This is a genomic window from Pelagimonas sp., from assembly GCF_058892305.1.
In genome coordinates, this window is the sequence record NZ_JBZXVN010000007.1 from 120,770 (window position 1) to 132,207 (window position 11,438).

General features: G+C 56.4%; 10 protein-coding genes. 4 read left to right on the forward strand and 6 right to left on the reverse strand.

Annotated features, from left to right (window positions below; genetic code table 11):
- Positions 1-5: 5 nt before the first annotated feature.
- From AC5EFR_RS03610 to AC5EFR_RS03625, 4 genes are read right to left on the reverse strand one after another with little or no spacing between them, the layout of a single operon-like run.
- Positions 6-1,448, reverse strand: a complete 1,443-nt coding sequence (locus AC5EFR_RS03610) for an aldehyde dehydrogenase family protein (RefSeq protein ID WP_493574594.1) — start codon at positions 1,446-1,448, stop codon at positions 6-8.
- Positions 1,438-3,060 (reverse strand): ABC transporter ATP-binding protein, encoded by a 1,623-nt coding sequence (locus tag AC5EFR_RS03615; RefSeq protein WP_493574595.1) that lies wholly within the window; start codon positions 3,058-3,060, stop codon positions 1,438-1,440. The genes AC5EFR_RS03610 and AC5EFR_RS03615 overlap by 11 nt, the downstream gene beginning before the upstream one ends.
- Complete coding sequence (locus AC5EFR_RS03620; protein WP_493574596.1) at positions 3,060-3,875, reverse strand: ABC transporter permease; 816 nt, start codon at positions 3,873-3,875, stop codon at positions 3,060-3,062. Before AC5EFR_RS03620 ends, AC5EFR_RS03615 begins: the two co-directional genes overlap by 1 nt.
- Positions 3,872-4,816 carry an ABC transporter permease gene (locus tag AC5EFR_RS03625; protein WP_493574597.1) on the reverse strand — a complete coding sequence of 315 codons (945 nt, stop codon included), beginning with the start codon at positions 4,814-4,816 and terminating at the stop codon, positions 3,872-3,874. Before AC5EFR_RS03625 ends, AC5EFR_RS03620 begins: the two co-directional genes overlap by 4 nt.
- Before the next feature lie 327 nt (positions 4,817-5,143).
- On the opposite strand from AC5EFR_RS03625, the gene AC5EFR_RS03630 reads away from it, so the two are divergent.
- From AC5EFR_RS03630 to AC5EFR_RS03645, 4 genes are all read left to right on the forward strand, one after another.
- Positions 5,144-6,628 (forward strand): inorganic phosphate transporter, encoded by a 1,485-nt coding sequence (locus AC5EFR_RS03630; protein WP_493574598.1) that lies wholly within the window; start codon positions 5,144-5,146, stop codon positions 6,626-6,628.
- A gap of 156 nt (positions 6,629-6,784) precedes the next feature.
- Positions 6,785-8,260 (forward strand): DUF4153 domain-containing protein, encoded by a 1,476-nt coding sequence (locus tag AC5EFR_RS03635; protein ID WP_493574599.1) that lies wholly within the window; start codon positions 6,785-6,787, stop codon positions 8,258-8,260.
- Entirely contained in the window at positions 8,257-8,934 is a 678-nt protein-coding gene (locus tag AC5EFR_RS03640; protein ID WP_493574600.1) for a response regulator transcription factor, read from the forward strand. Before AC5EFR_RS03635 ends, AC5EFR_RS03640 begins: the two co-directional genes overlap by 4 nt.
- On the forward strand, positions 8,931-9,884 hold the full coding sequence (locus AC5EFR_RS03645) for a sensor histidine kinase (protein ID WP_493574601.1): 954 nt from the start codon (positions 8,931-8,933) through the stop codon (positions 9,882-9,884). Before AC5EFR_RS03640 ends, AC5EFR_RS03645 begins: the two co-directional genes overlap by 4 nt.
- On the opposite strand, the gene AC5EFR_RS03650 is transcribed toward AC5EFR_RS03645, so the two are convergent.
- Both AC5EFR_RS03650 and AC5EFR_RS03655 read right to left on the reverse strand, forming a co-directional pair.
- On the reverse strand, positions 9,881-10,075 hold the full coding sequence (locus AC5EFR_RS03650; RefSeq protein WP_299926777.1) for a DUF2783 domain-containing protein: 195 nt from the start codon (positions 10,073-10,075) through the stop codon (positions 9,881-9,883). The genes AC5EFR_RS03645 and AC5EFR_RS03650 overlap by 4 nt on opposite strands.
- A 2-nt stretch (positions 10,076-10,077) precedes the next feature.
- The coding region (locus AC5EFR_RS03655; RefSeq protein ID WP_493574602.1) for an FAD-dependent monooxygenase at positions 10,078-11,438 on the reverse strand (1,361 nt) is incomplete at its 5' end.

The following is an 11,438-nucleotide window of genomic DNA, read 5'->3' on the forward strand; positions in this document are numbered from 1 at the left end:
CTCTCCTACCCATGGAACGCCGCAACGGTTTTCAAAGTCGAAAACCCAAACAGCGCCTCAAATCCCTTTTCGCGCCCATGACCGGATTTCCCAATCCCGCCAAAGGGCAGTTCGACCCCGCCACCGGCCCCATAATTGTTGATAAAGACCTGACCCGACTTGAGCCGTTTCGCCAACCGCATTTGGCGTGCGCCGTCTTTGGTCCAGATACTGGCAACAAGGCCATAATCGGTGCCATTGGCGATGGCGACGGCCTCGTCTTCGGTTTCAAATGGAATGATAACCTGCACCGGGCCAAAGATTTCCTGTTGCGCCATTGGGTGCTCCGGTTTGACGGGGCCAAACAGTCGGGCCGGAACATAGTTCCCCAGCGGCAGATCGGGCGAAACGCTTGCCTCGGCCAACACCGGCAAATCCGATGCGCCGTCCAAGAACGCCATCACGCGGTCACGTTGTGTCGCGTTGATCAACGGGCCAATGTCTGGGTCTGTGTCCGCCGGTCCAATCCGCTTGGCGCGATAGGCGTCCCCCATACGTGTCGACACCTCATCAAATCGCGAGCTATGCACCAGAATGCGCGAGGAGGCCGAACAGGTTTGCCCGGCGTTTTGGAGCCCCGCGTTCACGAGAAACGGCAAGGCCGCATCCAGATCAGCATCTTCAAACACGATTTGCGGTGATTTCCCCCCAAGTTCTAACGTAACCGGCACAACATTGGCCCCCGCCGCTTGTTGCACCATGGCCCCCGTCGCAACCGAGCCGGTAAAGCTTAGATGTTGCACTCCCGGATGACCGGCAAGGGCCGCCCCAGCCTCGCGGCCAAGGCCCGGCACAACGTTCAACGCCCCGGCTGGAAGCCCAGCTTGTTCTGCCAAATAGGCAAACATCAAAGCGGTCAAACAGGCATCCTCGGCCGGTTTCAAAACACAGGCATTGCCCATCGCAAGAGCCGCCCCAACCGAGCGGCCAATGATCTGCATTGGATAGTTCCACGGCACGATATGCCCCGTCACCCCATGCGGTTCACGCAATGTGTAAACGGTATAACCGTTGAGATAGGGAATGGTTTGGCCATGCAATTTGTCCACCGCACCGCCATAAAACTCGCAATAACGCGCAAGGGCCACGGCATCGGCACGCGCTTGGCTGGTGGGCTTGCCGACATCCAGCGATTCTAGTGTCGTCAAAAGCTCGACGTTTTCTAAAACCAACTGCCCCAACCGTGTCAGGACACGCCCCCGCTCTGCGGCGGTAAAACTGCTCCAGTCGCCGTCCAATGCGTGCTGTGCCGCTTGCACCGCCAAATCAACTTCCGCTGCAGTGCCTTTGGCAATACGCGCCAAATCGGAGCCGTCAGACGGGTTTGTCAGCGCGAGAGTGTCAGACGCGTCTCGCCATTGCCCACCTATCAACAGCTGGCTTGGATCAAAGGGAAGGTCAGGCAGCATTTGGGTCTCCTAGTTCGGGCAATTGCGGTGCGGCGGCAATCAAGGATTGAGTGTAGGGATGTCTAGGCGATTGGAAAATCTGTTCGGTTGCGCCCTGTTCAACGATCTCGCCTCGCTGCATCACCAACACCCGGTCGGTGATTGAGCGCACCACGCTAAGGTCATGCGAAATGAACAGATAGGCCAAGCCATATTGGCGGCACAGGCCCGCCATCAAATCAAGGATTTGCGCCCGTACCCGCACATCCAACGCCGAAACCGCTTCGTCAAAAACAATAAGCTTTGGCCGAATGATAAGAGCGCGGGCAATCGCAAGCCGCTGGCGCTGACCACCGGAAAAGGCGTGCGGAAACTTGTCGGCATCCTCCGGCGACAGACCAACATCACTTAACGCTTTGGCGATGGCCTTTTCCCGATCCGCGCCGGTTGGCGGGTTTGGCAATAGGTGAAAGGGTTCGGTGATTAGGCGTCGCACCCGATGGCGGGGGTTGAAACTTCCGTAGGGGTCTTGAAACACCACCTGCACCTGACGCTGAACATCCGGATTGGGCTGGCCATGCGAAAAAACCGGTGTTCCGTTGAATAGGATTGTCCCGGTTGTCGTTTCGCTTAACCCCAGTATCGCCCGTGTTAGGGTCGATTTCCCACAACCCGATTCACCGACAAGGCCAACACGCTCTCCGTCTTGGAGCTCGAAACTCACATCCCGAACGGCCCGAAAAGCCGGACGTTTGGCAAAGGGATGCGGCCGGGGCAGCGGATAGTCACAAGACACCGATTGAACCTGCAACAACGCCGGGGCCTTGATCGGATCGGGCATATTGGCCTGATGGCGCGAGGCCTCGAACAGGTCGCGTGTGTAGGGGTGGGTCATATTGGCGAACAATTGCCGCGTCGGGGCCTGTTCGACAATTTCACCCGATTTCATAACGGCGATTTTGTCCGCCATATCGGACACAACGGCAAGGTCATGGGTGATCATCATCACGGCCATGCCCTCGGTCCGGCTAAGGTCACGCAGCAGATCAAGGATTTGCGCCTGCGTTGTGACATCAAGAGCCGTGGTCGGTTCATCAGCAATCAAAAGTCTGGGGCGCAAGGCGATTGCCATGGCAATCACCACCCTTTGGCGTTGCCCGCCCGACAATTCGTGCGGATAGCGGCCAAGCGGAAACCGGTCTTGGGGCAAACCAACGCGGGTTAGCACCTCGGCCGCGCGCGCCAATGCATCGGACCGCGAGGCATTGGTGTGGACACGGATCGTTTCGGCCACCTGATCCCCGATCGTGCGCACCGGGTTCAAAGCGGTCATTGGTTCTTGAAACACCATGCCGATGTCGCGACCGCGAATGTCGCAGAGTTCGGCTTCGCTTTGGGTCAAAAGGTCTTGTCCATCAAGCCGAATGGCACCTCTGACCTCTGTTTGATTTGGCAATAATCCCATCACAGACAAGGCTGTCATGGATTTCCCAGAGCCGGACTCTCCGGTCAAAGCAACAATCTCTCCGGCGGATATCTGTACCGAAATCTGATCTAGGATCACCCTGGCATGAATCGAAACCGATAGCCTGTCGATCTCGAGCAAGTGGGTGGGTTCAGGTTGCACGCTCATCACGCCCGCCTCGCTTGCAAACGCGGGTCAAGCGCGTCACGCAAACCGTCACCTAAAAGGTTCAGGCCCAACACCATCAGAACAATTGCCATTCCCGGCACAATGGCCACATGCGGAGCGAGTGAAACCATGGTTTGCGCATCTGCCAACATCCGCCCCCAAGACGGCAAGGGTGGTTGCGCCCCGAGGCCGACATAAGATAGGCCCGCTTCGGCCAAGATGCCGAGCGAAAACTGGATCGTACCTTGTACGATCAGCAAGTTCGCAATGTTTGGGAGGATATGTTCGACGCTGATCCGGGTCACGGATTTGCCCGCCGTGCGCGCCGCTAGAATAAACTCGCGCTGCCAGAGGCTAAGCGCCGCCCCACGCGACAAGCGCGCAAAAACCGGGATGTTAAAAACCCCAATGGCGATGATTGCGTTTATCGCACCGGCCCCGAAAACCGCCGTAATCAGGATGGCTATGACCAGCGATGGAAAGGCAAAAATCAAATCGTTGAGGCGCGAAATCAACTCGTCCAACATTCCACCCTGCGCCGCCGCTGCGGCCAACCCTAGCGGTACGCCAAAGCCCATGCCGATACCAACCGCAACCAAGGCAACAGCTATTGACGTGCGCGCGCCGACCATGACCATCGACAAAAGATCACGCCCAAAGTGGTCCGTCCCAAGCCAATTCACCGCGTCCGGCGGGTGCAGCCGCGCCGAAATATTCATCGATTCCGTGTTTTCCGGTGTCCAGACAAAGGACACACAGGCCGCTACGATAAAGAGACAGGTGAGGACGAGACCGACAATCAGGTTTCTGTTCATGCCGATCGCCTCAACCTAGGGTCAGCCAGCGCGTAAGTTAGGTCGACAATAAAATTGACAGTGATCACGGCAAAGACCAACAACATGACGACGCTTTCCACGACGATCAAATCACGCTGCGAGATGCTTTGGAACACCAAACGTCCGAGGCCGGGCAGGTAGAACACCTGTTCAATAATAATCGCACCGGCCAAAAGGAACGAAAACTGTAGGCCAATGATGGTCAGAACCGGGATTAGCGCATTGCGCAACCCGTGCCGCCAAAGCGCCTGACGGCGCGTAAGTCCTTTGGCACGGGCGGTGCGCATAAAATCTTCGCCCAGAATATCGATCAAGGACGACCGCATCACACGCGTCAGGATCGCGGCCTGTGGCAAGGCCAAGGCAACGGCGGGCAAAGTCAGCGCAGTGAGCGCTTTGACCGGATCATCCCAACCGGGAAACCCGCCCGACGGAAACCAGCGCAATTTGATGGCAAACAATGCAACAAGCAGCATCGCAAACCAGAAATTTGGGATCGCGACGCCAAGCTGTGTGGCCGTCATAACCCCGGCATCCGCAAACTTGCCACGGCGAGACGCGGCAAGAACCCCGGCCGGAATCGCAATGATCGTGGACAGGCAAAGAGCCATGATCGCAAGCGGCAAGGAAATCCATAAACGATCCGCCACCATATCGGACACGGGGCTGCGGTAAGTATAGGACGTGCCAAAATCACCAACCAACATTCCGCCGACCCAGTTCAAGTAGCGTTGGTATTTTGGAACATCGAGTCCAAGTTCGGAACGCAACGCCGCAATTGTGTCGGGTTGCGCGTTGATCCCCAACATGTAGCTCGCGGGATCGCCCGGCGCGACTTCGACGACCAGAAAAATGACCAAAGACGCGACAGCGAGGCTGAGGCAGAGTGCAATCACGCGTTTGGTTAAATATGCAAACATGATCGCAGGTTAGGCACGCAAAGCGCCGTGGTCCAGCGCTTGTTTGACCATTTGGACAACGCCAATTCAATTGCCTCGAAAAACCACACGTCCAGCAGTCAGATATGACCTCCGCGAAGGGACCCCGCGCCCAAAGCCGGCAGGTTAAAGGTGTCAGTGTACCAATCCAAACGCCGCTTTAATTGGTATATTTTATTTGTACCAAAGCGACAGTGACATTTTGCCCACCCGCAAGTCAGATGACACACCTGTCAACTGTTGATTTGAAGGCCTAAGCAGACTACCGAACGTAACGAAAACGTAACGGATTTGTGACGGTGGGGTGCCATGACACAGAACAACTTCGACCCAGACCATCTTGATACGCTTGATCGCGATCTTGGCCGATTTTCCACGATGGAAAAGGCCACGGCCTATGTCGCCCGCCCGATGGTTGGCCCTGGCATTGCCGCCATCTTTATCGTGATCGCCGGCTTCCTCGCCATGCTGCTATTTGGCGAATCCGACAACACAATGGTTGTGGTGATCGCCGCCGGGTTTGGGGCCTATATGGCGCTTAACATTGGTGCGAACGATGTCGCCAACAATATGGGCCCGGCGGTTGGGGCGAATGCGCTAACCTTGGGGGGAGCCATCGCAATCGCAGCAATTTTCGAAAGCGCCGGCGCGCTTTTGGCCGGTGGGGATGTGGTGAAAACCATCGCCAAGGGCATCATCGCCCCTGAAAGCATGCAAACATCCGAGGTCTTTATCTGGGCCATGCTCGCAGCCTTGTTGTCCTCGGCGCTTTGGGTAAACCTCGCCACTTGGGTAGGCGCACCGGTATCGACAACCCATTCGGTGGTTGGCGGTGTTATGGGGGCCGGGATCGCGGCCGCCGGATTTGGTGCCGTTGGCTGGGCCACCATGGGCAAGATCGCGGCAAGTTGGGTGATCTCCCCCGCTTTGGGCGGGCTGATTGCCGCCGGGTTCCTTTGGTTCATCAAGGCAAAGATCGTTTACCAGGACGACAAAATCGCACAGGCCCGCAAATGGGTGCCGGTTTTGGTTGGTATTATGGCCGGTGCGTTTGCATCATACCTTGCGCTCAAAGGCCTGAAAAAAATCATCAAGATTGATCTCCCGACTGCCATCATGATTGGCGGTGCGGTTGGTGTTGGCATCTGGCTGGCGATGATCCCGATCATCCGCAAGCAATCTGTCGGCCTTGAAAACCGCAACAAATCGCTCAAGGTTCTGTTTGGCATCCCGCTGGTGGTTTCCGCCGCGTTGCTAAGCTTTGCGCATGGTGCCAATGACGTGGCAAACGCCGTTGGCCCATTGGCCGCGATTGTTCAGGCCTCAGGCACCGGTGATTTCACCGCCGCGATTTCGATCCCAAGCTGGGTTATGATTATCGGTGCCTTTGGTATCTCGTTCGGTTTGTTCCTGTTCGGCCCCAAGTTGATCCGGATGGTCGGCAGCCAAATCACCAAGCTAAACCCAATGCGCGCCTATTGTGTGGCTTTGTCCGCTGCGATCACTGTAATCGTCGCCAGCTGGCTGGGCCTACCGGTTAGCTCGACCCATATCGCCGTTGGCGGTGTGTTCGGTGTCGGGTTTTTCCGCGAATGGGATTCCGAGCGTCGTTTGCGCAAGGCTCGTCTGGCTGTGCCGGATCGCCCGGCCCTGACCTCGCAGGAACGCCGTCGTCGCAAACTGGTGCGCCGCTCCCACTTCATGACGATCATCGCCGCGTGGATCATCACCGTGCCCGCTGCGGCCCTGCTCTCTGCTGTGATCTTTTTGACGATACAAGCCTTTTCCGGCTAAAAAGCCTCCAACAGTATCAACAAGCGCCGTTTGGACCCTCCAAGCGGCGCTTTTCTTTGGCAAAACCAGCTGCCTGCACAAAACCTGCACAACTCCCCATCCGGAACTGCACGCTCAATCCCGCACAACCCCTCTTAACAAAAGAGGGACAAATCAATGACACCAACATTCGAACGCCGCGGCTTGCCCAATGCACTTGCCAGAGACGCCTGGTGGTTCAGCGACGACCAAACCCCGCCGCCCTCGGATACCGACCACGAACGCCGCGACACTGCATTACCCAAATCGCTTGCCCTTTTGCTGATCGTTGCGCTTGCGGACAGATTGTTTTGGGAGGTCGAGGTCGGTATTTCCCTCGCATTGTTCACCATAGCTTTGTTTTTTGTCGCGACCGCCGACATCCGCCCACGATCACGCCTTGTTCGCCCAGCAGTTTTGTTGCTGATCGGCAGCTTGCCAATCATCGAATATGTCCAGCTACTCTCCTGCCTCTTTTTGGTGCTCAGCTTTGCCCTAGCCTTGGTATGGGCACGTCGCGAAACTCCGTCCGCTCTTGATATGGTTGAGGGGCTTTGGACACTGTTTGCCGGCTACTTTGAAAAGTTCACCCGCTCATTGGTATATGTCGTCAATCTCAAAACCTTGCCTTCAACCCCGAGAATAACTCACACGCTGCGCTCTTGGGCGTTTCCGGTTGGTGGGGCATTGGTGTTTGGCGGGCTTCTCCTGATGGCAAATCCAATCCTGCTTCAGGCCATGTCCATCGACATTCAGTTCGGCGATTTGATGGCCCGCGGCCTGTTCTGGTTGGGCGTTGCGGTTCTATTTGCCCCCTTTTTAGTTGCTGACGCCACAAGTATTCCGCTGCCTAATGTGCGCGTAGCCGCCGAAATCCGCGAGGCAAACCTATTTGGCCTGACCAAAACCTCCTGCCTTCGGGCACTTTGGATGTTCAACACCGTCATTGGTGTTCAAACCGCAATGGACCTTGGCATTTTTGTCGGTGGTGCGTCGCTTCCCGATAACATGAGTTATGCAAGCTATGCGCATCGCGGATCTTACCCGTTGTTGGCCACCGCCCTGCTTGCGGGTGGCTTCGCCCTTTTAGCGCGGCCCTTTTTAGGCGAACATCGCGCATTGAAACCGCTCATGTATCTGTGGTTGGCACAAAATATCCTGCTGTGCCTGTCTGCGATGCTGCGCCTTGATCTCTATGTCGGTGCCTATGGCCTCACCTACCTGCGCATCTTTGCAATGATTTGGATCGGGCTGGTTGCTGTTGGCCTCACTTTGGTTGCGTGGCAAGCCCGCTGCGACAAAACCAATGTTTGGCTTTTCACTCGCTGGGGCGGCCTTGCAACGGCTGTCTTATTCACATGCTGTTTCGTAAACTTTGCCGGTCATATCGTTCATCAGAACCTAACAATGGCAAAGCCCGACTTCGACTACATCTGTACCTTGAACCCAACTGCCCGCGGGGCCTTGGGGCATCCAGACGCAAATGGATTGGCCAACTACTGCCCGATCAACCAATTGAACACACTGGACAACTGGCAGGAATGGGGCTTTCGCAATTGGCGCTCTGGTCTCTATGATAACAGCAATCAAGTCTTGGCGGAGAAATTGAAATGAACATCCTTGTGGTGGATGATGATGCCCGGTTGCGCGATTTGGTGCGCATTGCGTTGGAACGCGCCGGGTATAGGGTTTTGACCGCCTCTGACGGGCGATCGGCGCTCACGCATGTGGCCCGTGAAAACCCCGACCTGATCGTGCTTGATATCGGACTGCCCGAGGTCGACGGGTTTGAGGTCTGTCGCAAAATCCGTGCCACATCCGAGGTTCCAATACTATTTCTGACCGCGCGGGATGACGAAATTGACCGGATTTTGGGTTTGGAGCTTGGGGCCGATGACTATGTCACCAAACCCTTTAGCCCCCGCGAATTGGTCGCCCGCGTCCGTGCCATTCTAAAGCGCAGCAATTCTGCCTCGGTGCCTTTGACGACGTCTAAACATGGGCTCATCACATTGGACCGCGCCGCCCGTCATTGTGCCGTAGGCACTCAAGAGGTCGCTTTAACCGCCACCGAATTTTCGCTACTGGACCAATTCTTGCAGGCCCCGGCGCAACTCATGTCGCGCAATCAGCTGATCACCGCCATTTGGGGCGCAAGAAGCGATGTTTCGGACCGGACCCTCGACAGTCACCTCCGCAATCTGCGGCGCAAGCTAAGCGATGCAGGCTGCCAAAATGCACTGGAAACCGTGCATGGGCAGGGCATTCGCCTTGGGGCGTGTTCATGACCGGCAAGTGGCGGCCAAGCCTTGGCTTTGTGATCGGCGGAGCGTTGACTGGAACGCTTGTCTTGTCGCTGATCGGGCTGGTGGCCCTACGCTACCTTGGGCCGGAAATCGGCTTTCGTCAGGCGGCAGTGGTTTTGGCCATCCTAATCGCCATCATCACCGCCGTGCCCGGATGGCTTTTGGTACGCCTCTTAGTGCGCCCGATATATGAGTTGGAATCATACGCCAAAGGGCAGGAAGCCGGGCAAAACCCTCCCGCGCCCCAGCATTTTGGCACCAAGGAAATTGATGCAACAGCGCGTGGCGTTATCACCATGGCCGAGGCCCTGCGCGACCGTGAGACCACCATTCGCGCCTATACCGATCACGTCACGCATGAGTTAAAAACACCCGTTTCGGCCATTCGTGCCGCGACGGAGTTGCTAGAAGACAACCCTAATCTAAGCGGGGAGGACCGTGTGTTGGTGGCGCAAATTGATGGCGCTCGACGACAGTTGGAATTGCAACTCTCCGCCCTACGAAACGCCGCCCAAGCACGCGAAACACGCTATTTGGGTCACTGTACCTTGGATGATCTGGCCGAGGATTTGCATGCACAAAACCCGAAAATGGCGATAAAGATAACCGGCGAGGATACCGCCTTGCCCATAGCAGCCGAAGGTTTGCACATCGTTCTGACCCAGCTGCTCGGCAACGCGCAAGAACATGGTGCCGACAAGGTTACCCTCGTCGCAAATCGAAATTGTGTATTGGTAGAGGACAACGGCCAAGGCGTGTCGAAGGGCAACGCGTCGCGGATATTTGAGCCGTTCTTTACCACCAAAAGGGACAGCGGCGGCACCGGCATGGGCCTTTCGGTGGCCCGCAACATTTTGCAGGCCCATCGTGGCGATTTACATCTTGAACCAAGCCCCAACGGCGCCCGGTTCAAGATTACATTTGGTGGCTAGCCAGTTTTCTGCGCGATTTCCATGGCTTCGTCCAAGACCGATCTTTCGCCGATATGATTGGCCAAGACCAAGATCAAACGCGCATTCAACGCCGCGCTATCATCGTCCGACAACCCATCATGCATATCGATAAGTTTGGCGTAAAACCCATCCGGGTCGGTGATATTCGGCGTGGTGGTGACTGTGTTCATGTTTAGGCCTCCTTGCCACAAGCGGTTCGAATGGCCGCGCGGATCGCATCTTCGCTATAGTGATCCCATCGCGCCGCGACGTGTTGATCCGGGCGGATCAGATAGACAGCCGATGACGCCGTACCAAGGTAGCGTTCCGACAAAGCGCCGCTTGGGTCGTCTTGGGCAGAAACCGCCACACGCTTGGCAGTCACGCGATCTTCGGTCACCTCATCCGGTGCATCAGTATCAATCGTCAAGATTTGAAACCCATTGCCAAGGCTCGACAGCAAGTAGCCGTCCCCACTTGGCGCGTCGGGGCAGGAACTGCCGACACGGGTCCGATTTGGGCCGCCATCCAACTCATCCGGGCCATTCAACGACAATCCATCATAGGTGCAAGGCACTGACAAACGGCCCGAATTCACCAAGGGACGGGCAAACTCGTGGTCCCCGGCCAGTGACAAAACCGCGTTGCGGAAAATATGGCTAACCTTGGATTTCGGCGTGATAAAATCAGTCGCCCGCGTTGAATTCAGGATGTTTTCATCCGCACCGTGCACGCGCTCTTCGGAATATGTATCAAGCAAGGCTTCCGGCGCATCACCCCGGATCACCATTCCGAGTTTCCAACCCAGATTATCAACATCCTGCATCCCGGAATTGGCCCCGCGTGCCCCAAATGGCGACACCTGATGTGCGGCATCGCCGGCAAACATCACGCGGCCATGGCGGAATTGATCCATGCGTTTGCATTGAAACGTGTAGATCGACGACCAAACCATATCATACTCAACATCGCCCAAAAACGCATCGAGACGGCGGCGGATGTTTTCCTCTTTCATCTCTTCCTTGCGATCCACATCCCAGCCAATTTGGAAATCGATCCGCCAGGTATCATCGGGCTGTTTGTGCAGCAATGTGGATGCACCCGACCCATGCGATGGCTCAAACCAGAACCAGCGTTCGGTTGGAAATTCCAAATCGCCCTTCATCTTGATGTCGGCAATCAGGAAACTGTCTTGGAAAACGCGGCCTTCAAAATCAAGCCCCATCATGCCGCGCAGCGGGCTTGAGGCCCCATCAGCGCCAATCAGCCAATCGGCTTGGATTTTATAGCTTCCATCGGGGGTGGCGATGTCCAGCTCGATATGATCATCAAATTCGGTGATACCATCGACGCGGTTTTTGCCGCGCAACTCAATTGGCGCACCAGCGGCTTGCGCTTCGCGGACACGATCAACGATGAACTTTTCGAAATAGGGTTGTTGGAGGTTGATGAAGGCGGGGTATTTATGACCCTCTTCCGGCAGCAGGTTAAATTCGTAAACCTGCCCCTCTTTGTGGAACACCTTGCCAACGTTCCACACGACACCCTTGTCCA